The sequence below is a fragment of the Paraburkholderia lebeckiae genome (assembly GCF_014201005.1).
GTDB classification, from domain to species: Bacteria; Pseudomonadota; Gammaproteobacteria; order Burkholderiales; family Burkholderiaceae; genus Paraburkholderia; species Paraburkholderia tuberum.
Map to the genome: position 1 here is coordinate 420,303 of NZ_JACHDK010000001.1, position 20,535 is coordinate 440,837.

Here is a 20,535-nt window from a genome sequence, read left to right on the forward strand (position 1 = left end):
GCTAAGCGTCCTTGAGTGATTTGGTGCCGAAAATCAGGGCTTCGATTTCGGCATCAATCGTTTTGCTTCGCTTCTCGGCCGTTCCACGCTCGCGGGCGATTTCAGCGCGGCCACTTGCCACGCGCTTCATGATTTGTTGCTGTACGGCGAGGGGCGGGAGCGGAATCTGGAGGCCGCGCAGTTCCTCGCTGTTGATGTTGTTCTGCATGATTTGACGGCTCACTGCATCCACTTGCTGGCGACCCAAAAGTGAATTTAGAAACCACGAAGCGAATTCGGGCACGACTCTCCCGGTATCGAATCGCAGACGTATCAGATACGACGCAAAGACATATTCGCCTTCACCTCGAAACACCGCACATGTCCCAACCAAATCGCGGCTTCCGCTCGTCCGAATGATGAGGACATCGCCTTCTCGTAATAGAAGACCGTTAAGCGCACCGGGCGACAGCGGAATGTGCTTTAAGTCGGTAAGGTCCAACACACGATCCTTGATATTACCGATACGTAGCACCGGTACACCCTTGCCGGTGCTGTTGGCCTTTTCACTTGTCCCGTATTGAACCAAGTCCAGGACTGAATCTAGTTCCACCACCGGATACTTGCCCTGGGTAATGTCTGCTCCTCCTTGGTTCAATTGATTAAAGCGAACTCCCCACCGTCGAAAATCCTCCCACCAGACCGCGAACGCCTTTGGCATAGCAAGTTGGTCAGGCGACCGCAAACCCAGATCGGCGAAGAATCTGGCATCTATCAGCCCGACGTGCTTCCGGGCTCGCTCTCGCGCGGATGTGATTTCTTCTCGTGCCTGGCGCCAGCGAGTAACGATAACTTTTTGCTCGGTAAGCGAGGGCAACGGAATTTCAAAGGCGAGGAACTGCTCTTCCTTGAAGCGATTACGGCTAACTGCGGCGGAACCCGTGGAGGCCGCATTTACCGCTCGAATCGTCGCTTCGCGCGTGCAGAAGAGATAAAGGTATTCAGGAAGAACGCGGGTCGTGTCGGGGATAAACTGCGGAAATTCATTCGAGACATAACAATCCGCAAGGTCTGCCGGAACGACGGCGAATGACGCTTTCCAAGCGAAGAGTCGATTATAGATCAGAGCGCCGGGCACCAGTGGAGTGACTTGTTTAGCACTCATCGCGTCGCCACGAACCGTTTCCCGGTGGAAGCACCCCTCGCCATACCACCTCACACCGGCCATCCTATATTCCGTCTCGGGTTCAGCCTTCACCCGTGTTGCGACTTGGCGGACTAGCGCCCCGATGCGAACAGAGATCCAGCCTGCCGGCAGGGTTCGACGCAGAAGCAGGCTAGGTGGTATGACCCAACGTTCCAAGTCCTTCCACCAGACAGCAAAGGCGCGCTGCGTGGCCGCGCTAACCGTCGCCATTATTGGTTCTCCGCGAAAAGGAATGCTTTGGGATTCCGGCGAAACTCCTGATACAACTCCAGACAGGACTTAACGACGCCCTTCGGCATGTCGTCGGTCGGGATAAGCTCGTTCTGGTCTGCATCGCCCGTTGCCGTAATCCCCACCCTCTCCGCCTCGTAGAGAAAGATGGGATAGGGAAAGCGCTCCTTGAGCAGTGCGCGGGTTTCCGCTGAGATGGTATCGGCTATCCGCTTCTGGTAGTCCTTCAATTCTCTATCTAGCGCCTTCCGTTGCTCGGCATCGCGCGCCTCCTTCGCGGCGGCGATAGCCTCTTCAAGCCGCGCGATTTCGGCCGCGATTTCTCCCTCGTAATTGCTTTCAATCTCTTCGCGCGCCACGACCTGCTTGGCATCGAAGTCCGATTGCTCTTCTTTGGTGAACTTCTGCATGAACAGCAATGAGGCTTTCACGCTCGCGCCAGAGGAATAGAAGGTTTCCTGCGGCAAGCTGACAACGGCGCGAATGAAGGCGCGGTTCTCGCAGAATTCGCGCACGTAAGCCAGCGATGGATTGTTGAAGATGCCTTCAGGCAAGACGATGCCAAGGCGACCGCCAGGGGTGAGCAGGGAAAGGCAGCGTTCGATGAAGAGAATTTCCGTCTTGATCTTACTTTTCGCACCTTTTGGCAGCTCGAACAGGCTGGCGATGGGTTTGTTCACGGCGGCGCGCATGCGAGCTAGCGCATCGGTATAGAGATCGCCGTAATCTTCGACGTAGCGTCTTTCGGCCGCGCGGTCAGTGATCACGTCGGATTCATGTACCACGTCGGAAGGCTCTACGCTCGCGCCGAAAGGAGGATTTGTGAGAATGATGTCGAAGCGGCCTTCGAAAATGCCGTTCACATTCAGAAAGCCGTCGTGATGATGCACGCCCGCGTGTCCGTCGCCGTGCATGATCATGTTCATCTTGCTGGTGCGGGCCATGCGGTCGTTGGCGTCGGTTCCGTAGATGCGGCGATTGGCCAATGCCCAAAGGCGCGAGCCACGTCTGCGCTGATCCAGCGCTGCCTGTATCTCGGTGAACTTCTCGCGCAACGCTTCCGCCTTCTTGGCTTCGGATAGCTTCTTCCGCTCAAGATCGGTCTTGAACGCCTGATACTCGGCATCGGCGGCAGCAAGAATTTGCTCGCGCACGATCTCAAAGAAGCGGATCAGAAAGCCACCGGACCCGCTGGCCGGGTCGCAAATGATGTCGCCTTCCTTAGGTTCAACCATGCGAATCATGAATTCGACGATGGCGCGCGGGGTGAAAAATTGCCCAATCTCTCCGCGAAAGGTGCGGCCCAGGAAGCGCTCGAAGGCGATGCCTTTGATGTCTTCGCTGGTGTCGGACAGGTTGTAGCGTTCCAGTAGCTTGACGATCTCCCGGCCGGTGGCGGGCCGCAGACGAATTTCCTCGTCCGGCTCGAAAATCTTGTCGTCCTCGTAGGCGTCCTTAGTTTGTCCAAAGAGTGTGTTGAGGGGGTGCTTGCCGATTTGATCGTCTAGGAATTCGACGTTGAACAGATTCTTGCGCTGTCGTTTCGCGCGCAGCTCGCGCTCAACGAATACCTTCACGAACAGAATCTTTGCGATTTCGTCGAACGCTGCGGCCGGGTCGAGTTTTTCGCGGTTGCGGATGACGTTGTGGCATTGATGGAGCAGGTCAGCAAACTCGTCTTCCTTGAAGATCTTGAGCTTGGCAATCAGCTCGTCGATTTCCTTGTCGCTGGCGTCGGCATGGGGGACGTTGCTAATTTCCTCCAGAGACTTCGGCATCTTCTCATGTACCACGCGCCAGAATTTCGTTTCGCGGGTATTGTGTGTAACGAAAAAGCGGGCGCCGGTCAGTCGCGAGTAGTTATCGCCCTGCCCATAATCGGCCGGCTTGATGGTCACATTGTCGGACTTGCATTCGACGACAATCAGCGGGTTCTTTGAATCCGCTTTGTCCTTGGCCGTGCGCCAGATAACGAAATCGGCGCGGGCATGGCCAGACCCCCGGCCCGTCACTTCCAGCTCTTCGTCCATTTGAGTGAGCGAGAAGCCATATTCATTTACGAGGATGCAGAGATATTCCTGACGGACCGATTCTTCCGGCGTCTCGTTGAGCCACTTCTGCCGAATGTGGCTCCATATCTTGCCCTTCTCCCGGTGGACGGCAAGTAGCGAACTCGCGCTATCGCTCTTCCTCTTCCAACTTACTTGCATTGGTTTCTCTTTCATTTGTTGCGCGTTGCCATCTTTCGAACGTTTGCAGGGACAGGATGCTTGCTATTGCCAACGCCGATGCGCCCGCAATACTCCCGGATCATCACTTCCACCATGTTGGCTATGCTGCGGTGTTCCTGCTCGGCGGCAGCACGTAATGCCTCTTTCAGGTTGGGCTCGATACGAAAGCTCAAGGTGGCCGTCTTCCCAGTGGTCATAGCTCCTCCTTGTGTGGCGTTTGTACTGCGGAAGTGCGGCAATGTAGCAGAACCGTCGGCGGTTTGCTTAATTTCGATCCCTAGCGGTGTCCAAGTGGGGTTCCGCCGCGCGCAAAGAAGTCATGCCTCCTCCAACCGCCGTGCTTCATGAGCGAGATACGGGAACTGTCGCGACAACGCCTGAACGCTGGTGTAGTCTTCATACCTGTTCAGGAGCGACGCTCCCGAGCAGCTTCGCTTAGCCACGGTAAAGCCATCCGGTTATACACATCTCGTAGCCCAAGACGTCGTGCGCGGAAGAACACGTTTACTTTCAATGACGTAGCGCTGCGCTTGTAAACTTGCGCGAATTCGCGTTTAGGCTACGCTGAAAAAGGTCAACGCCGTTGGGCGGTAAGACGTTAAATGCGGATGAAACAACAGACCCTTGCGATGGCGGCCGATCAAGGCGCCGGATTCGAACAGTATCGACGACCAACCAAACGTGATGTGTTCCTTGAGACGATGGAGCAGATCGTACCGTGGACGCAATTGTGCGAGGTTGTCGAGCCGCACTATCCGAAGGGGCAAGGCGGGCGCCCGCCAGTTGGCCTGGAGCGCATGCTGCGCATGCACTTTGTGCAGCACTGGTTCAACCTGGCGGATGAAGCCTGCGAGGAAGCGCTGCTGGACAGCACCGCATTGCGGCGATTCGTTGGGATTGACCTGGGGCGCGAGCGCGTTCCCGATGGCACGACGCTGTTGAAGTTTCGCCGGCTGCTGGAGCGCAACAAGCTCGGCGAGCAATTGTTCGCCAAGGTCGGCGAGGTACTGCAAGGGCACGGCCTGAAGGTTGGCACCGGCACCATCGTGGATGCCACCATCATCGGTGCGCCCAGTTCCACGAAGAACGCGGACAAGACGCGAGACCCCGAAATGCATCAGACGAGGAAGGGCCAGCAGTGGTACTTCGGCATGAAGCTGCACATCGGCGTGGATAGTCAGACGGGGCTGGCACACAGCGCGGTAGTGACGGCTGCGAACGTGCATGACAAGCATCCGCTGCCGGCGCTGCTGCATGGCGCCGAGCGGCGTGTGTATGGTGACAGCGCGTATGCGAGCCAGAAGGAACTCATCGCCAGCAAGGCACCGCAAGCGAAGGACTTTACCAACCAGCGTGTGCGCAGGCGAAGTGGTGAGGTCGATGACACCAGACGCTCGAAGAACCGCAACAAGTCGAAGATACGTGCGCGGGTCGAGCACGTCTTTGCGGTGGTCAAGCGGCTGTGGGGTTTCGTCAAGGTGCGCTATCGCGGTCTGGCGAAGAACGCCACGCGCGCCTTCACCGCACTGGCGTTGAGCAACATCTACATGAGCCGCGAGCGGCTCATGGCACAGGTGCGTCCATGATGGGCCAAAGTGGGTCGAGAGACCCGCTTGCAAGGCCCTTCAGGGCAAGAAAATCGAACCAATCGCGTCGCTGATCTCGTATTCCGACATTCAGCAGCAAACCGTCGCCGAAAACGGTGGCTTCTTCAGCGTAGCCTTTACTCTCGGATTTCGAGCGCGAATGGGTAACGAGTCGGGGGCATGGGTGGACGAGGAGTTTGAGGCGCTGGATCTCGGTGATCCGCGGCGGGACCGACGGGCGAAGGAATTGCTGAAGCGGTTTGCGGCCAAGCCAACGGCGAGCATTCCGGGCGCCTGCGATGGCTGGGCTGAGACCATCGGTGCCTATCGATTTCTTGGCAATGAGGAAGTCGAGTGGACAGATATGCTGCAGCCGCATTGGGAGCGTACGGCAGCGCGGATGCGGCAATCTCCGGTGGTGCTGTGCATCGCCGACACAACCGAACTCAACTTTAACGGCCAGGACATGGAAGGCGCGGGGCCATTGAGCTATGAAGTGCAGCGAGGGATGTACCTGCATCCGACCTATGCCGTCACGCCGGACCGGGAACCGTTGGGGGTGATCGACGCCTGGATGTGGGCCCGCGAGCCGCTGGATGCGAACGGGGAACGGGGCGGCATCAAGGAGAGTGTGCGGTGGATCGAGAGCTATGAGCGCGTCGCCGAACAGGCGGCGACGTTGCCAGCGACCCGCCTGGTCTATGTGGCGGATCGGGAAGGCGACATCGTTGCGCTGATGGAGCGGGCTGATGAGCTCGGCCATCCTGCTGACTGGTTAATACGTTGTCAGCACAACCGCAGCCTTGGGGCTGGAGCCAGGTTGTGGGATACGGTCGACGCCAGTCAGGTGCTGGGGGAGATCGCCTTCATCCTGCCGGGGCGAGCCGGTCAGAAGGCGCGCGAGGTCAAGCAGGAGTTACGTGCCCAACGCGTGAAGCTGCCGGGTAAGAAAGGACTGGCTATCACCTGCATTGTGGCCCAGGAGGTCGGTGCTCCGGCTGGCGTTACGCCTGTTGTGTGGCGACTGCTGACCAACCGGGAAGCGCAAGATCCTGATGCCGTGATCGAACTTATCGATTGGTATCGCGCCCGGTGGGAGATAGAGATGTTTTTCAATGTCCTGAAGAACGGGTGCAAGGTGGAAACCCTGCAGTTATCCCACATAGACCGCGTGGAGCGCGCTCTGGTGTTGTACATGGTCGTGGCATGGCGGATCGCCCGGCTGATGCGTCTGGGCAGAACCTGCCCTGAGCTCGACGCGTCACTATTCTTCGATGCCGATGAGATACGCGGCGCGTATCTACTTGCGAAGAAGGCCCACCCAAAGGAGCCAGCCACGCTCAATCAGGTGATTCGCCTGATCGCTTCACTGGGAGGTTTCCTGGGCCGCAAGAGCGATGGCGAACCCGGCGCCAAAACCATCTGGATCGGCTTGCAGCGAACCATGGATGCCGCCTTCATGATCCAGGCTCTCCGGGCGGAGGGCGCATGACTTCCGTATAACCGGATGCGGTAAAACAAGTGCCAATAACTACGGGGGGTCAGGTATGCCAGAACTTAAGAATCGAATGCTCTTTATTAGCCATGCGTGGCAATACGACCAAGCGTATCTCACTCTGACCAAATGGTTTAACGACGAGCCGAACTTTTCGTGGAGCAATTGCAGCATTCCAAGCACTGACGCCTTACCAGACAAAACAACCAAAGGGTTAGCAGCAGGTATCACTCGACAAATTAATCCAGCCCAAGGCGTTTTGATTATCGCCGGCATGTATTCCGCACATAGTGGATGGATTGATTACGAGATCGGTGAGGCTACGCGGCTAAAAAAGGTAATTATCGGCATACGCCCTTGGGGTCAAGAGCGAACACCACTCAAGGTGCAAAACGCCGCAGCCATCATGGTAAACTGGAACGGCGCCAGCATAATCAGTGCAGTTCGACAATATATCTAGACGGGCAAGCCATTGAAACACTCCGATTACCCAGCGCTCTATCAATCCGCCTCCGATCTGTCGCAACGATCGCAAACTTCATTTTTACAGACGTTTCTAGGGCATATGGGCTTACTCACGGTCGCCGCCCTTATTTCTGTTGTGAACAGCTCTCGCCCCGAGATGGATATTCTCCAAGCAATGGTCTTGCTCGGGGCACTCGGCTGTGCGATTTATCTGTATTTCGGTCGGCCTGATCGGCACTGGTATTCCGGAAGAGCTGTTGCGGAATCCGTCAAGACGCTGGTGTGGCGCTTCGTCTCGAAAGCTGAACCTTTCGACCATGCCGACGAACTAGATCGTCACGATTTCGTGTTGAGGCTCAAGGCCGTCATTGAACAAAACAAGGACGTCGCGGGGTTGCTAACAACGCACCTTGACGGCGTTCAAATTTCGCCAGAAATGGAGCAACTTAGACAGCAAAATTTGGCTGACCGAGTTAACTATTATTTAAATTCAAGAATCGTTGATCAACAATCATGGTACGCCAATAAGGCCGCGTTCAACCGACGCATGGTCAAAAGGTTTTTCGCACTTCTGATTGTCGTCATTGTCACCGCAATTTTCTTTTCGATCGCCAAGATCGAATTCCCGACCGCTCAATTCTGGCCGACCGATTTTTTCGTCACCCTCGCCGCTGGAGTATTGAGCTGGATTCAGGCAAAAAAATTTCAAGAACTCGCGATCTCGTACGCACTCACCGCTCACGAGATCAGCCTAATTCGCCAGCAAGTGAGTGAAATTACCTCAGACGATCACTTGTCGAAATTCGTCGGTGACGCCGAGAATGCATTTTCTCGCGAACACACTCAATGGATTGCGAGGAAAGATACCTGACCTCGAAGTGAAGGTGCGGTTACAACAACCCCTAGGGAAACGCTGATTTATTCAGCTCGGTGGTCATCGCTGGCGTAGCCGAGGACGTTATAGAAGAAGGCAGCTCACGGAACAGACTCACGATGATGAAGAGGCAGATCGGCTTCGCAGAAGCGGAAATTGCGGGCAAGAAGAGATTGACGAGGCGCCAACGCTTCCTGGCGGAGATGGAGAAGGTCGTTCCGTGGCAGCGCTTGCTGTCGGCAATCGAGCCGCACTATCCGAAGGGCACGCGAGGCCGCCCGCCAATTGGCCTGGAGCGAATGCTGCGAATCTACTTCCTGCAACAGTGGTACGGGCTGTCGGACGAAGGACTGGAAGACGCGCTGTATGACAGCATCGCGCTGCGAGCCTTCGCCGGCATCGATCTGGCAGTCGAGAACGTGCCTGATGCAACCACGCTGTTGAAGTTCCGGCGCTTGCTGATCGAGCACGAACTGACAGGGAAGTTGTTCGACGAGATTGGCATCTCGCTGTGCGAGCGTGGACTGATGATGAAGGAAGGCACGCTGGTTGACGCGACGATCATTGAAGCGCCGCCGTCGACCAAGAACGCCGGGAAGAGTCGTGACCCGGAAATGCATCAAACGAAGAAGGGAAACGAATGGCACTTTGGGATGAAAGCCCACATTGGCGTCGATGCCGACTCGGGCCTGATCCACAGTGTGGTTGGCACGGCGGCCAACGTGTCGGATGTATCGCAAGCGCATGCCCTGCTGCACGGACATGAGGAGCAGGCGTTCGCCGATGCGGGCTACATTGGCGTAGACAAGCGCGAGGAACTGGCGGGCAAGACCGTCAAGTGGCACGTCGCTGCCAAGCGGGGAAAGATCAAGGCGATGCAGGAGGGAGCGCTGAAGGACTTGGTGATGGCGGTCGAGCGAACCAAGGCACAGATCCGTTCGAGGGTCGAGCATCCGTTTCATATCGTCAAGAACCTGTTTCATCATCGCAAGACCCGATACAAGGGCTTGGCCAAGAACACCGCGCAACTGTTCAGCCTGTTCGCTCTGGCGAATCTGGTGATTGCGCGAAATCTGTTGCGATCGGTCCATGGGAGCAATCCGTCAAGCGTATGAAAAATGCGAGCAGGGAGGCTCGTTTAGGCGTCCAATTCACCGAACTGAGTGTCGATTCGCTTCGTCATCCAGAAAATTCGACGCCAGCTCGCCTGCAACTTGGGCAGTTGGTCCATTGATCAGCGTTTCCCTAGAGCTATTAAGTCACACGCCCCCCCTTCCCCACGCTGTTCAACCGCCGAGTCTTCGCCTGCGTAAGCTGCATTTGTGGCCGTCGCTTCTGAGGCGTAAGCTTGATTAGCTGACGCTCAGCCTGACGACGCTCCGTCGGAGTCTTTACATGGTTCATGTTTGCTGTGGCCGCGTTTATATCCAATTCGACCTCACCGAGCCTAGCTGCCCTTCGCGGCGGGCCCTTTTTTTGAATCTGCCGCTGCATGCCGAAACAGGGTAAGCGCGGCGCCAGCAATGTCTTCACTGGAGATCGTGATCTTCAGACTGCAGTGTGGCGTCGATCGGCGATGACCCACAGTGCGAGTTCGTCGATGCGGTTAATCGCGTGGTCGGCGATGCGTGCGAGCACGAAGCGCAGATGCGCCTCAGGAACGATGCGGTTGAGTTTTGCGGTGCCGACGAGCCTGTAGATTGCGGCGATCGCATCTGGTGATCCGCTCCAAGGCTGCAGCCGAGAAGGGGTTACCGCTTTTCTGACAGCCAGCAAAGCTGGCAACTCGTCAGCACTGGGCGCCCTGAGTCTATGACCCAAACTGCGCTTTCCGCATCTTGCGGTCCAACCGCCTCACCAGTTTCTCAAGCGCTTCGATCTCGGCAAGATAGGGCCGTAGCTCATCCATAATGCGGTCCTCCCTTTCCTGTAATTGCTTGGCCAGCCATTGTTCGACGTCTTCGGCACGCCAAAGCAAACGCTTGGTGTTAGGCAGCCGGCAGATTGGCGGAAGTGATCGGGGGTTGCGGGTAGCGTCGCTCCTGATGCTTGCAATGGATTTGTGAAGACATTTCGCAAGCTGATCAACCGTCAGAAGGGTTCTCATCGGCGAGCCCTCTTAGAGTCATGCGGCTTGCAGCGGGTTGTGCTCAACACGCTCAACGGACGGGCGATCGACGCATCTATGCGTGCTGCATGCGTCAAGGCCGGCGCATGCCTTCCTTCCCTGAGAATGGTTGATGCGATCAGTAAGATCAGGTTTCATTTTTGATGACCGAATGAAACGGCTAACGACTGGGTCATCGAGCAATTGCGCCGGTAAATTGCTCAGCACTCGGCCTTGGCCACATTGGGGGCCCGGCCTTTCTGACCTATGGGTATGTCACTGTGCGATAACGAGCGGCGACTCGAAAAAATTCGCCGACTCGCTCTTCGAGCAAACTGCGCAAAGCGCAGCTAGTCGGAATTGGCCTGGACGACACCGAAGCCCGGCCTTTGTTTTTTTAAATCACGATGTCAAAGTGAAGTCTGATTTCTCAGACAAAATATAGCTTACCCGCAGTGTGCAGCAATGTCACGCAGCTCTTTGCGTGACTGCCCTCGCGCCACAATTTCGCCACAACAAGAGTGCAAATTCCTGCATCCAGATGCAAAACAACGCACTACATCGTAAGATGTAGTGCATTGTTTTTAAAGAAAAACTTGGTGGAGAGGAGGAGGATCGAACTCCCGACCTTCGCATTGCGAACGCGACGCTCTCCCAGCTGAGCTACCCCCCCAATACAAAAATAATTCTAGCACAGCCATTTTCCCTTTTGCCAAGCCTCCAGCACCGGGAAAACCTCATCTGGACGGCGCGCCCGCGAGCACCCAGTCGACCACCGCTCGGATATCCGCATCGCTCATCGATTGATGGGCCGGCATCGGAATCATGCCCCATACGCCGGAGCCGCCGTCCTTCACCTTGCGCGCGAGTTTGGTCGGCGCCTGCGCGTCGCCCTTGTACTTCGCGGCGATTTGCTGGAACGACGGACCGACAAGTTTGCGATCGACCGCGTGACAGCCCATGCATGCATTCGCGGCGGCGACCTGCTGGCCGCGCGGCGCCTCGGCCGCGCGAGCACCCCACGTCATCGTGCCGGCGAGCGCGCCCACCACCAACGCGAACACGACACCCGCACGCGTCATACCGCGCATCAAGGCACCGCCTTCGGATTACCCGGCCGCACCGACGTCGACGAGTTGACCGGCGCAGGCGCCTGCTGATCGAGCGGCCGCGCGCTCACCGACGAATCGGGAATCGCGCCGACCGTCGGCTCGCTGACCTCGGGCTGCGAGGCGGCCACCGGCGCCGTCGCACCGGCGGCCGCAGCAGCTTCGGCTTCCTGCGGCTGGATGTACTGGAACACCTTGACCACCTCCACGACGCCCGGCACGCGGCTCGTGACGTCGGCGCCGATATTGCCCTCATTCATCGTGACGAGGCCCATCAGATAGACGTTGCCGCGCTCGGCCACGACCTTGAAATTGTTCGCCGAAATGTTCTTCTCGGCGATCAGAGCGGTCTTCACGCGCGTTTCGAGGTAGGTGTCGTTGGTGCGCGACGAGAACGAGCTCGCCGGCGCGATCGCCAGTTCATTGACGATCGTATTCACGTTGGTCATGTTCCGCACGATGCTCTCGGCACGCTGCTTCGACGCCTCGCCCGCGACCTCGCCGGTCAGCAGCACGCGGCGGTTGAACACCGTGACGTTGACGTGCGCGGAGTCCGGCAGATTCTGGCTGATCTGCGACAGCGCCTTCACCTGAATCTCGCGATCCTCGGTCTGCGCGCCGAGCGTGCGGCGGTCGGTCGCCATCAGCGCGCCGCCGCCCGCCGCGGCCCCGACAGCGAGAAAGCAGCCTTGCAGCGTGGCCGACAGGCCCGCCGCGACCCCGACCACGAGCACGGTTCTCACCAGTGTCTTCTTGATGCGGAAAACGCTCATCAACTAGCTCTCCTTCGAAATCAGTCTCAGTCTTCGCCGAGCAACATGGCATCGATGCCGTCGCACAGGCAATGGATGGTCAGCAGGTGCACTTCCTGGATGCGCGCCGTGCGGTCGGACGGCACGCACACGTGGATGTCGGTGTCGCTCAGCACCTCCTGCGCGCGTCCGCCGCCCTTGCCGGTCAGCGCAACGACGATCATTTCGCGCTCATGCGCGGCTTCGATCGCGGCCAGCACGTTCGCGGAATTGCCGGATGTGGTGATCGCGAGCAACACGTCGCCGGGCTGACCGAGCGCCCAGACCTGTTTCGCGTAGATCTGTTCGAACGAATAGTCGTTGGCGATCGCGGTGAGCACGGAGGTGTCGGTGCTGAGCGCAATTGCCGGCAGACCTGGCCGCTCACGCTCGAAGCGGCCGATCAGCTCGGCCGCGAAATGCTGCGCGTCGGCGGCCGATCCGCCGTTGCCGCACGCGAGGATGCGATTGCCGTTGGCGAGCGCGGCGAACATCGTGTCGATCGCGACGGCGATCGGCATCGACAGGGTTTCGAGGGCTTCGAGTTTGACTGCCGCGCTGTCGCGGAAGTGTTGTTGGATGCGTTCGACTGACATCGAGTCTCTATCTTGTACCGCGAATGGACCGCACCGCGCGGCCGTGTTGTGAAGTCATACTGCCAGGCTGTGGCCGCCGATGAGTTCGCGCGGCACGCGAGCGCAAGTTTATCGCACTCACGCGCGTTGTCTGCGCTGTCGGTCAGACTTCGTCGGCGCGAAACGCATCGCGCAACCACACGAGCCTGCCGCTCTCGAACGCGACGACGTCGAAACGGCACGCGGGTTCGTCGCGCGGGCCGCGGTTCGTCGTGGCGCGCGTCGCGAGATAGTGCCGCGCCGCTCGCACGATGCGCTGTCTCTTCTGCCAACCGATGCTCGCAGCCGCACCGCCATAATGCCGCTGCGCACGCGCGCGAACTTCGACGAACACCAGCGCGCCGTCACGATCACTCATCACGAGATCGATCTCGCCGCCCCGACAGGTGACGTTGCGCGCCACGAAGCGCAGACGCTGGCGCTGCAAAAATTCTCGCGCGCGTGCTTCGAAAGCCGCGCCGACGGATTTGGACTGGTGAGCGGCGGAAAAGTTGTGGGCGGTTTTTGGACCGGCGTGTATGGGCGTCTTTTGCGCAGTCTTCGGCACGGCCTGCTCGCGCAAGCCCACATGGCACAATGTCGGCCTCGTTCCGTCTGTTTGTGTCTTCCGTGTCATGACTCCTCTCTCCGAACTCGCGCAAGGGCAGCAGTACCCCGCCGCAGCGCTGTATGTGGTGGCCACGCCGATCGGCAACATCGCCGACATCACGCTGCGCGCGCTGCACGTGCTCGGACTCGCGGATCGCATCGCCGCCGAGGACACCCGCAACACCGGTCAGCTGCTCGCGCGCTACGGCATCTCGAAGCCGCTCGTCGCCGTGCATCAGCACAACGAGCGCACCGCCGCGCAGCGCGTGATCGAGTATCTGCAGGCCGGCGAGCGCGTGGCCTACGTGTCCGACGCGGGCACGCCGGGCATCTCGGACCCCGGCGCCAAGCTCGTCGATGCCGTGCGCGAGGCCGGCTTCGTGGTGGTCCCGCTGCCCGGCGCGAGTGCGCTCGCCACCGCTCTCAGCGCGACCGGCGACTGGGTCGCGACGTTCTCGTTCCTCGGCTTCCTCCCGCCGAAGCCGAAGGCGCGCGCCGCCGCCTTGCAGGCGCTCGCGCAACATCCTCACGCGATGGTGTTCTACGAAGCGCCGCACCGGATCGTCGAGACGGTGCAGGCGCTCGCCGATGCGTTTGGCGGCACACGCCGTCTGCTGATCGCGCGGGAACTGACGAAGTTACACGAAGCCCTGCACCAGGGCACCCTGGCCGAAGGGCCAACGTGGCTCGCTGCCGACGCGAACCGGCAGCGTGGCGAATTCGTGCTGGTGGTCGAAGGCGCGGCGCCCGAAGCGGCCGGCGAGCACGATCACGACGCGCTGCTCGGCATCTTGCTGGAAGAATTGACGGTGAGTAGCGCGGCGAAGGTCGCGGCGGCGCTCACGGGCGCATCGCGCAACGTGTTGTACGCGCGCGCGCTGGCGCTGAAGGAAGACAAGCCCGAAACGTGAGGGTCGAGCCCGGCGGGAAAAGGCTGACGGCAACAGAAAAGGGCCGCATGTCGCGGCCCTTCGATTTTCTGCAGACGGTTGGTTTAGCCGACGCGGCATCATCGCCACGTAGCATCACATCACTTGTTCGAGTCCGAGTTCGACGCAAGCGTCTCGTTCAGCTCGGCGCGCGCTTCCTGTTGCGTGAGCCCTTCGATCTTGACCCGCGCGGTACCGGTGTGGCGCATGTCGAGCATGGCGGCGGCCGCCATCGACAGGTCGATCACGCGGCCGCGGGCGTACGGGCCGCGGTCGTTGATTCGTACGATCACAGAGCGCGAATTGGCCGGATTGGTCACGCGCACGTACGAACCGAGCGGCAGCGTGCGATGCGCGGCCGTCAGGGCATGCATGTCGTAACGCTCGCCATTGGCGGTGCGGCGGCCGTGGAAGAAGCGTCCGTACCACGACGCGCGTCCGATCTGATGGAAGTCCGCGACGTCGACGCCGTCGTCGGTGAGCGGCTGCGCGTCAGCCAGCGGCGACGCGGGCGCGTTCGACGCGCTCGGGCTCGAGGCCGGCGCGCTACCGAACGATTGCGGTCCGAAAGAGCTCAGGTGCGCGTTCTTTGTACTTTGCGGCGTGTCGTTCGCGGACGTATCGCGCGCGCCCGGAGGCGTGGCACAGCCGGCCAGTACAAAAAAGGCAAAAAGAGTCCCTAGACCACGGGTTAGCCGAGTTTTCATAAGACGTGCAATCACATGGTCGAGCCGCGTCACCCGCAAAACTGCTGGGTATGTTGCTTGCGGCTCCGGCGGTAGGGGACGACAACGCGCCGCGCGAAAAAGCGCAGTACGTCAAAGCCCGGATACGGCTCACTCAGCCGCTACCGCACGGTTAATTTTCACGTCTGGCGCAACCTGTCCCCGGCAGCCTGACCAGACCCCACATGCCGCCAACTGAACGTGGCAATGACACGTTCTTGCGCGCGCAACTCAGCGCGCAGGAACGGCGGCGTAGGCCTCACCCAGCGTCACGGAGATTAATTCCGTAGCAGGCGCGCGGCGCCTGGCTGGGTAAGACGTGTGCATCGAACGCATCGATACTGGATGGCCGTCGGCATTCCGACAGCCCTTACTTGAACGGCGAGCGGCATTCCCTTTTTGTGGGAACGCATCGCCTTGTGGCAGCACAATTCCTAGTGCATGGAATCCATTATACCCAAAACTTTTTTTTGGGATGGTGAGCTGCTCAAAAACTTGATCAATCTTCACATTTATCGCAAAAATGGACATACGAAAGACCGAGACGGGCCGTGAGCGGGCCTCGTCGCATGGGCGGCGGAGGCTGTCGCGAGCCCCGGTACAATCAACGTTTTTCCAGCGCGTCGTCCAGCCATGAAAGTCACCCTGATCCCCGTCACGCCGTTCCAGCAGAACTGCTCGCTACTCGTTTGCGAGGCCACCGGGCGCGCTGCCGTCGTCGATCCGGGCGGCGACCTTGACATGATCCAGCGCGAGATCGCGCGGCAGAACGTGACCGTCGAGAAGGTCTTGCTGACCCACGGCCACATCGATCATTGCGCCGGCGCGAAGACACTCGCCAGCCACCACGGCGTGCCGATCGAAGGTCCGCATCCCGACGAGCGCTTCTGGCTCGACAAGCTGCCGGACCAGAGCACGCGCTTCGGCTTCCCGGCCGCCGACGCCTTCGAGCCCGACCGCTGGCTCCAAGACGGCGACACCGTGCAATTCGGCGACGAAACCTTCGAGGTCTACCATTGCCCCGGCCACACACCGGGCCACGTGGTGTTCTTCAGCCGCGCGCACCGGCTCGCGCTGGTTGGCGACGTGCTGTTCGCCGGCTCGATCGGCCGCACGGATTTCCCGCGCGGCAATCATGCGAACCTGACCCGCTCGATCCGCGACAAACTCTGGCCGCTCGGCGACGACGTCACGTTCGTGCCTGGCCACGGCCCGACCTCGACGTTCGGCGCCGAGCGCCGCACGAATCCCTACGTCGCAGACGGAGTGGGCGCATGAGCAGCGAAATCTATGTCAGTACCGACGTCGAAGCGGACGGCCCGATCCCCGGCCCGCATTCGATGCTGAGCTTCGCATCCGCCGCATACACCGAAGACAAGCAGCTGATCGCGACGTTCTCGGCGAATCTCGAACTACTCGAAGGCGCGGCGCCGCATCCTGTGCAGGCGGCGTGGTGGAAGACCCAGCCGGAAGCGTGGGCGGCCTGCCGCCAAGACTTGCAGAAGCCCGAGGCGGCCCTGACCGCCTATGTCGAATGGGTCGAGGCGCTGCCGGGCAAGCCGGTGTTCGTCGCGATGCCGGCCGGCTTCGACTTCACCTACATGTTCTGGTACATGATGCGCTTCGTCGACCGCTGCCCGTTCTCCTGGTCGGCGCTCGACATCAAGACGCTCGCGTTCGCGATGACTGGCCTGCCGTACCGCAAGAACATCAAGCCGCGCTTTCCGAAGCACTGGTTCGACGAGCATCCGCACACGCACGTCGCGCTCGACGACGCAATCGAGCAGGGTGCCCTCTTTTGCAACATGCTGAAGGACTTGCGCACGCGTCAGCCCGAGCTGCCGGGGGACGCTAAGGATGATGGGGACGGCTCAGGGCAAAACGCCGCTCCCGACCCGGTAAATTAGGCAATCTCGCTCGCGAGAGCCGTTTTACATTGCGTTTCGTTTTCGCGCCCTCTACCATGCGTTGATACGGCGACGCTAACGGAGGCGCAGTTGACACTCGATACGTTCTCACAGAAGATCCTGCGCCTACTGCAGCTCGACGCACGTCGTTCCGTGCAGGAAATCTCCGACCAGGTCGGGCTGTCGAGCACGCCGTGCTGGCGGCGCATCAAGGACATGGAACAGTCGGGCGTGATCCAGCGCTACACGGCGCTGCTCGATCGCGAAAAACTCGGCTTGCATGTGTGCGCGCTCGCGCATATCCATCTGACGCGCCACACCGAAGGAGGCGTCGAGCAGTTCGAGCGGGAAATCGCCACCTGCCCCGAAGTGACCGAGTGCTACAGCACGACCGGTGAATCCGATTACATCCTGAAGATCGTCGCGCCGGACATCAAGGCGTACGACAGCTTCCTGCACGAACGCATTTTCAAGATTCCAGCCGTCGCACAGGTGCGGACGAGCGTCGTGCTGCGCGAAATCAAGTTCGATACGCAGTTGCCTTTGTGATGCATGCCGCCGCTGCGGGCGGCATGAAGGTTCGCGGCATCGGGTGTCCGAAACTCAGCGGACTCAGGCGGCGTTGTGAGGCTCCGTGGCGATTGACCGACCGCCGGGAGCGACGCCAGCCTTGAGTTCCGCCGCCGAACCGCCTTGCGCGGCCGAGATATCCCGTTGCAGAAGCACGTCTAGCTTGCGCGCGCCGAGACGACGCTTGAGCGCCTCCAGATCGACGCGCCCAAGCGACTGCGCCTCGCTTTCCAGCAGACGCGCGGCCTCTGGGCCGTCTGCAGCGCGCCCTTCAACGGACGCCGCCGCCGGTAACACCACCTCCACATCGAGCCCGGTGCTCAGGTAGTGCAGATTTATCGCAGCGGCCTGCAAGCCCCAGGCCGCCAGCGCCGTGTCGACCTCGGCGGTCACGCGCTCCCGCGGCGGCAGATCGACCGGTGGATGCGCAAGCGCATCGTTTTCCGGATCGACGTGGATCAGCGCGTCGAGCACGCGCTTGTCGGTCAGCACACGCAGACGCGCCGACTCCGCGATGTAATGCCCTTCCGATACCGAAATCATCGGATCGACCAGAATGTGCGCGTCGACGAGCGCGAAATCGCCCATCTTGCGCGTACGCATTTCGTGCACGTCACGCACGCCAGGGGTGGCCATCAGCAATGCGCGCATGTCGGCCGCGGCGGTTTCGTCGAGCGCGCGGTCCGACAGATCCTGCAGCGCTTCCCAACCGAAGGTCCAGCCCATGCGCGCGACCATGAAACCGACGATTGCCGCTGCGATCGGGTCGAGCAACCGCAAGCCGGCGAGACTGCCGATCACGCCGATCCCCACCACCAGCGACGACGCCGCGTCCGAGCGCGCGTGCCATGCGTTCGCGATCAGCATCGCGGAACGCACACGCTTCGCCTCGCGCAGCATGTAGCGAAACAGCGCTTCCTTGCAGAGCAGCACGAGCGCCGCGACCGCGAGCGCGCTCATGTGCACGGCGGGAATATTTTGCAGATCGGCGAGCCGCGTACCGGCGCGCCACAACATGCCAACGCCGACCGAGATCAGCAGCGCGCCGAGAAATAACGACGCCACCGTCTCATAACGGCTATGCCCGTAATTGTGATCCGCGTCGGGCTTGGCCCCGCTGTGCCGATTGGCAATCAGCACGACAAAATCGGAAATAAGATCGGCAAGGGAATGGATACCGTCGGCAACTAGCGCCTGCGAGTGCGCGATCGTGCCGATGGCGATTTGCAGCGTCATCAACACGCTATTGAGCGCAATACTTGCAAAAGTACTTTTGCGCGCAACGCGTTGTTTCTCGGTGGTTTGGGTGATCGCGGCGGACTGCATGCTGAAGTGGCGGAAAGGTCAATTATTGTTATTGTACCCGCCGCGAATCGCGCGCGCAGGGAAAATCGGAAAAAAACCTTTTTAAATCAATCGTTTATCTAAACGAAAAGCATTCGCGTTCCAGTTGCCTGAAGCGCATGTGACAAAAAACTCGGCGCCGCAAACGACGAAAGCCGCGCCCTGAACGGTGCGCGGCTTTTTGAGATTCTGCAGCAGGCTATAAACGCGGTGGATTGCCGCTATTCGTATTGCGCGCGGCCAACCCTCACTGCCCGCCTGATCGTGATTACTTCTGGATCAGAAACTTTTCGCGATCAAGACCCGCAATCCAGCGCGGCGGCTTGCCGCGACCGGACCACGTGCTGCCGCTTTCCGGATCGCGATATTTAGGCGCGACGCCTGCGCGCGGCCGGCTCGCTTTAGCGCCTTTCGGTGCGCGACCGCCGCCGAGTTCGCTCAGCGAAATGCCGTAATCCGCCATCTTCTGCTTGATTTCATTCAAGACTTCAGCGTATTCGCGCGACTTCGCTTCTTCAATCTGCTTTTCGAGCTTCTCGCGCTGTGCGAGCAGTTCCTTGTAAGAAGACATAGGTTCCCTTGTGGTATGGATAAATGACCGCCGGTCTTTTGCCGACTCGCCTTTGAAGGTTTCATGCCTCGGAATTTGACGGCGAGATTAACACAAAATAGAAAGGCTGGATAAGTAACCGGAAAAAATTAATTTAAATTCGTTTCAAAAAGTTTCCTGCGCTGCTTTTGGGTCGGACTACGCCCTTTCTAATCGCTGATTTCGCATGTCGCTAAAAAAGTCCACTCATCTGCATATTTACACGATTTAACTATCAAGAAATGAGACTTGAGCGGTCCATTGCACATCGAACATTTCACGGCATGAAAGCTTTGGCTTGGATAAGCCGCGCACTATTGAGACAAAGACCCCGTTCGTCGCGACTGGCGCATGCGTGTCTTCCCGATAAACGATAAATGCTTAATCCGCATGCCGCTCGATGCAGACTTCGAGCGCGGCGTGCAATGTCCCGGTATCGGACCGGGCGCCATCGAATGCGAAACGGTGGCGCACGCCGTTGCGTTTCAGATCGGCGCCATAACGGTCGACACCCAGCAATTCGACGCCGCCCGCGCCACTCAGCCGGTGACCGAATTCCGCGATCAGCGCGTCCTCCTCGCCGACTGCAAGCGGCGGCAGCGGATCGAGCTCAGCGCCGTCGAGCCAGCCCATCGCGCCAAAGCCGCCGATGTAGCGCAGCCGCTGGACCTCCATGATCCAGAACGTGAAATCGCCCAGCATGAGGTAGCGCTCCGCGTCCGGGTGATAGCGCAGGTAGCGCCGCGCCAGTTCCGGGCTCGAGCCGACCGGCTCGAAGCGGCCAAGCAGCGTGACGCGCTGGCCGCCCAGCACGTCGCCGTCGGGTGCGTCGACGGCCAGAAAACCGGCGCGCGGATCGGTGCGCAGATTGTGCGTGTGCTCCGCGAGCCGGCTCACGAGGATCGTCGGACGATGCCGCGGGTCCGGCGCGAACGGCAGCACCGACGGATACGGAAAGCCCTCGGGCTGGCGAGCGTGCGTGGCGAGCGTGCCGATCGTGGCCGTGTGCAGCAGATGCAGCGGAGCGTGAGCCGGAATGTTCAACTGAGCGTTCCTCGGTGAATTAAGGAATGAACGGAACGCGGCGAGTGGTAGAAAAGCCGCCGCACGCCAATGCAAAAACCAACTGCGGCGGTCCATGGCATGACAGCCGGCAATACCGCCAGGTTGCAT

At 59.8% G+C, this 20,535-nt stretch carries 22 protein-coding genes, 1 tRNA gene and 1 pseudogene; 9 read left to right on the plus strand and 15 right to left on the minus strand.

What is annotated here, in order from left to right; genetic code table 11:
• Position 1 precedes the first annotated feature (1 nt).
• From HDG39_RS01890 to HDG39_RS01900, 3 genes are read right to left on the minus strand one after another with little or no spacing between them, the layout of a single operon-like run.
• Entirely contained in the window at positions 2–1,396 is a 1,395-nt protein-coding gene (locus HDG39_RS01890) for a restriction endonuclease subunit S (protein ID WP_184002777.1), read from the minus strand.
• Positions 1,396–3,642 (minus strand): N-6 DNA methylase, encoded by a 2,247-nt coding sequence (locus HDG39_RS01895; RefSeq protein ID WP_221305574.1) that lies wholly within the window; start codon positions 3,640–3,642, stop codon positions 1,396–1,398. Before HDG39_RS01895 ends, HDG39_RS01890 begins: the two co-directional genes overlap by 1 nt.
• The gene (locus HDG39_RS01900; RefSeq protein WP_184002779.1) at positions 3,639–3,845 is read right to left on the minus strand and encodes a type II toxin-antitoxin system antitoxin; all 207 of its coding nucleotides are present in this window, start codon (positions 3,843–3,845) and stop codon (positions 3,639–3,641) included. The genes HDG39_RS01895 and HDG39_RS01900 overlap by 4 nt, the downstream gene beginning before the upstream one ends.
• 411 nt (positions 3,846–4,256) lie before the next feature.
• On the opposite strand from HDG39_RS01900, the gene HDG39_RS01905 reads away from it, so the two are divergent.
• From HDG39_RS01905 to HDG39_RS01925, 5 genes are all read left to right on the plus strand, one after another.
• On the plus strand, positions 4,257–5,234 hold the full coding sequence (locus tag HDG39_RS01905; RefSeq protein ID WP_184002781.1) for an IS5 family transposase: 978 nt from the start codon (positions 4,257–4,259) through the stop codon (positions 5,232–5,234).
• A 160-nt stretch (positions 5,235–5,394) separates the two neighbouring features.
• The gene (locus HDG39_RS01910) at positions 5,395–6,726 is read left to right on the plus strand and encodes an IS4 family transposase (RefSeq protein ID WP_184002783.1); all 1,332 of its coding nucleotides are present in this window, start codon (positions 5,395–5,397) and stop codon (positions 6,724–6,726) included.
• Between the two features lie 55 nt (positions 6,727–6,781).
• Entirely contained in the window at positions 6,782–7,189 is a 408-nt protein-coding gene (locus HDG39_RS01915) for a TIR domain-containing protein (RefSeq protein WP_184002785.1), read from the plus strand.
• Positions 7,190–7,201: 12 nt separating this feature from the next.
• On the plus strand, positions 7,202–8,065 hold the full coding sequence (locus HDG39_RS01920; RefSeq protein WP_184002787.1) for a DUF4231 domain-containing protein: 864 nt from the start codon (positions 7,202–7,204) through the stop codon (positions 8,063–8,065).
• A gap of 125 nt (positions 8,066–8,190) precedes the next feature.
• Positions 8,191–9,183: an IS5 family transposase gene (locus HDG39_RS01925; RefSeq protein WP_184002789.1), complete on the plus strand. Its 993-nt coding sequence runs from the start codon at positions 8,191–8,193 to the stop codon at positions 9,181–9,183.
• 433 nt (positions 9,184–9,616) lie between these two features.
• On the opposite strand, the pseudogene HDG39_RS01930 reads toward HDG39_RS01925, so the two are convergent.
• From HDG39_RS01930 to HDG39_RS01960, 7 genes and pseudogenes are all read right to left on the minus strand, one after another.
• A pseudogene (locus tag HDG39_RS01930) lies at positions 9,617–9,775 on the minus strand (transposase domain-containing protein); the annotation flags it as partial.
• Between the two features lie 103 nt (positions 9,776–9,878).
• Positions 9,879–10,175, minus strand: coding sequence for a hypothetical protein (locus HDG39_RS34845; protein ID WP_260327483.1), 297 nt, complete (start codon positions 10,173–10,175; stop codon positions 9,879–9,881).
• 597 nt (positions 10,176–10,772) lie between these two features.
• A tRNA-Ala gene (locus tag HDG39_RS01940) sits at positions 10,773–10,848 on the minus strand.
• A gap of 64 nt (positions 10,849–10,912) precedes the next feature.
• Positions 10,913–11,266 (minus strand): c-type cytochrome, encoded by a 354-nt coding sequence (locus HDG39_RS01945; RefSeq protein WP_184002791.1) that lies wholly within the window; start codon positions 11,264–11,266, stop codon positions 10,913–10,915.
• A complete protein-coding gene (locus HDG39_RS01950; RefSeq protein ID WP_184002793.1) occupies positions 11,266–12,057 on the minus strand; it encodes a BON domain-containing protein in 792 nt (263 codons plus the stop codon). The genes HDG39_RS01945 and HDG39_RS01950 overlap by 1 nt, the downstream gene beginning before the upstream one ends.
• A 26-nt stretch (positions 12,058–12,083) precedes the next feature.
• Positions 12,084–12,671, minus strand: a complete 588-nt coding sequence (locus HDG39_RS01955; protein ID WP_184002795.1) for a phosphoheptose isomerase — start codon at positions 12,669–12,671, stop codon at positions 12,084–12,086.
• Between the two features lie 142 nt (positions 12,672–12,813).
• Positions 12,814–13,326 carry a YraN family protein gene (locus HDG39_RS01960; protein ID WP_184002796.1) on the minus strand — a complete coding sequence of 171 codons (513 nt, stop codon included), beginning with the start codon at positions 13,324–13,326 and terminating at the stop codon, positions 12,814–12,816.
• Here HDG39_RS01960 and rsmI point away from each other — a divergent pair.
• Positions 13,325–14,209 carry a 16S rRNA (cytidine(1402)-2'-O)-methyltransferase gene (gene rsmI / locus HDG39_RS01965; protein WP_184002798.1) on the plus strand — a complete coding sequence of 295 codons (885 nt, stop codon included), beginning with the start codon at positions 13,325–13,327 and terminating at the stop codon, positions 14,207–14,209. The genes HDG39_RS01960 and rsmI overlap by 2 nt on opposite strands.
• A gap of 119 nt (positions 14,210–14,328) precedes the next feature.
• On the opposite strand, the gene HDG39_RS01970 is transcribed toward rsmI, so the two are convergent.
• Positions 14,329–14,934 carry a septal ring lytic transglycosylase RlpA family protein gene (locus tag HDG39_RS01970; protein ID WP_184002800.1) on the minus strand — a complete coding sequence of 202 codons (606 nt, stop codon included), beginning with the start codon at positions 14,932–14,934 and terminating at the stop codon, positions 14,329–14,331.
• A gap of 249 nt (positions 14,935–15,183) precedes the next feature.
• Positions 15,184–15,483: a hypothetical protein gene (locus HDG39_RS01975; protein WP_184002801.1), complete on the minus strand. Its 300-nt coding sequence runs from the start codon at positions 15,481–15,483 to the stop codon at positions 15,184–15,186.
• A gap of 102 nt (positions 15,484–15,585) precedes the next feature.
• Here HDG39_RS01975 and HDG39_RS01980 point away from each other — a divergent pair, with 102 nt between their 5' ends.
• From HDG39_RS01980 to HDG39_RS01990, 3 genes are all read left to right on the plus strand, one after another.
• Positions 15,586–16,230 carry an MBL fold metallo-hydrolase gene (locus HDG39_RS01980; RefSeq protein ID WP_184002802.1) on the plus strand — a complete coding sequence of 215 codons (645 nt, stop codon included), beginning with the start codon at positions 15,586–15,588 and terminating at the stop codon, positions 16,228–16,230.
• The gene (locus HDG39_RS01985) at positions 16,227–16,859 is read left to right on the plus strand and encodes a 3'-5' exonuclease family protein (RefSeq protein ID WP_184002804.1); all 633 of its coding nucleotides are present in this window, start codon (positions 16,227–16,229) and stop codon (positions 16,857–16,859) included. The genes HDG39_RS01980 and HDG39_RS01985 overlap by 4 nt, the downstream gene beginning before the upstream one ends.
• A gap of 90 nt (positions 16,860–16,949) precedes the next feature.
• Positions 16,950–17,408: an Lrp/AsnC family transcriptional regulator gene (locus HDG39_RS01990; protein WP_012431468.1), complete on the plus strand. Its 459-nt coding sequence runs from the start codon at positions 16,950–16,952 to the stop codon at positions 17,406–17,408.
• Between the two features lie 63 nt (positions 17,409–17,471).
• On the opposite strand, the gene HDG39_RS01995 is transcribed toward HDG39_RS01990, so the two are convergent.
• From HDG39_RS01995 to HDG39_RS02005, 3 genes are all read right to left on the minus strand, one after another.
• Complete coding sequence (locus tag HDG39_RS01995; protein ID WP_184002806.1) at positions 17,472–18,755, minus strand: cation diffusion facilitator family transporter; 1,284 nt, start codon at positions 18,753–18,755, stop codon at positions 17,472–17,474.
• A 286-nt stretch (positions 18,756–19,041) separates the two neighbouring features.
• On the minus strand, positions 19,042–19,344 hold the full coding sequence (locus HDG39_RS02000) for an H-NS histone family protein (protein ID WP_008921239.1): 303 nt from the start codon (positions 19,342–19,344) through the stop codon (positions 19,042–19,044).
• A 399-nt stretch (positions 19,345–19,743) separates the two neighbouring features.
• Positions 19,744–20,406 (minus strand): HugZ family pyridoxamine 5'-phosphate oxidase, encoded by a 663-nt coding sequence (locus HDG39_RS02005; protein WP_184002808.1) that lies wholly within the window; start codon positions 20,404–20,406, stop codon positions 19,744–19,746.
• Positions 20,407–20,535 lie beyond the last annotated feature (129 nt).

Bases quoted from the DNA above. Each gene is read 5' to 3' on its own strand.
- HDG39_RS01895 (WP_221305574.1), bottom strand. From the start codon at position 3,642: ATGAAAGAGAAACCAATGCAAGTAAGTTGGAAGAGGAAGAGCGATAGC.
- HDG39_RS01985 (WP_184002804.1), top strand. From the start codon at position 16,227: ATGAGCAGCGAAATCTATGTCAGTACCGACGTCGAAGCGGACGGCCCG.
- HDG39_RS02000 (WP_008921239.1), bottom strand. From the start codon at position 19,344: ATGTCTTCTTACAAGGAACTGCTCGCACAGCGCGAGAAGCTCGAAAAG.
- HDG39_RS01980 (WP_184002802.1), top strand. From the start codon at position 15,586: ATGAAAGTCACCCTGATCCCCGTCACGCCGTTCCAGCAGAACTGCTCG.
- HDG39_RS01955 (WP_184002795.1), bottom strand. From the start codon at position 12,671: ATGTCAGTCGAACGCATCCAACAACACTTCCGCGACAGCGCGGCAGTC.
- HDG39_RS01945 (WP_184002791.1), bottom strand. From the start codon at position 11,266: ATGCGCGGTATGACGCGTGCGGGTGTCGTGTTCGCGTTGGTGGTGGGC.
- HDG39_RS01890 (WP_184002777.1), bottom strand. From the start codon at position 1,396: ATGGCGACGGTTAGCGCGGCCACGCAGCGCGCCTTTGCTGTCTGGTGG.
- HDG39_RS01995 (WP_184002806.1), bottom strand. From the start codon at position 18,755: ATGCAGTCCGCCGCGATCACCCAAACCACCGAGAAACAACGCGTTGCG.
- HDG39_RS01905 (WP_184002781.1), top strand. From the start codon at position 4,257: ATGAAACAACAGACCCTTGCGATGGCGGCCGATCAAGGCGCCGGATTC.
- HDG39_RS01975 (WP_184002801.1), bottom strand. From the start codon at position 15,483: ATGTCCATTTTTGCGATAAATGTGAAGATTGATCAAGTTTTTGAGCAG.
- HDG39_RS01900 (WP_184002779.1), bottom strand. From the start codon at position 3,845: ATGACCACTGGGAAGACGGCCACCTTGAGCTTTCGTATCGAGCCCAAC.
- HDG39_RS34845 (WP_260327483.1), bottom strand. From the start codon at position 10,175: ATGAGAACCCTTCTGACGGTTGATCAGCTTGCGAAATGTCTTCACAAA.
- HDG39_RS01950 (WP_184002793.1), bottom strand. From the start codon at position 12,057: ATGAGCGTTTTCCGCATCAAGAAGACACTGGTGAGAACCGTGCTCGTG.
- HDG39_RS01915 (WP_184002785.1), top strand. From the start codon at position 6,782: ATGCCAGAACTTAAGAATCGAATGCTCTTTATTAGCCATGCGTGGCAA.
- HDG39_RS01960 (WP_184002796.1), bottom strand. From the start codon at position 13,326: ATGACACGGAAGACACAAACAGACGGAACGAGGCCGACATTGTGCCAT.
- HDG39_RS01970 (WP_184002800.1), bottom strand. From the start codon at position 14,934: ATGAAAACTCGGCTAACCCGTGGTCTAGGGACTCTTTTTGCCTTTTTT.
- HDG39_RS01925 (WP_184002789.1), top strand. From the start codon at position 8,191: ATGAAGAGGCAGATCGGCTTCGCAGAAGCGGAAATTGCGGGCAAGAAG.
- rsmI (WP_184002798.1), top strand. From the start codon at position 13,325: ATGACTCCTCTCTCCGAACTCGCGCAAGGGCAGCAGTACCCCGCCGCA.
- HDG39_RS01910 (WP_184002783.1), top strand. From the start codon at position 5,395: ATGGGTAACGAGTCGGGGGCATGGGTGGACGAGGAGTTTGAGGCGCTG.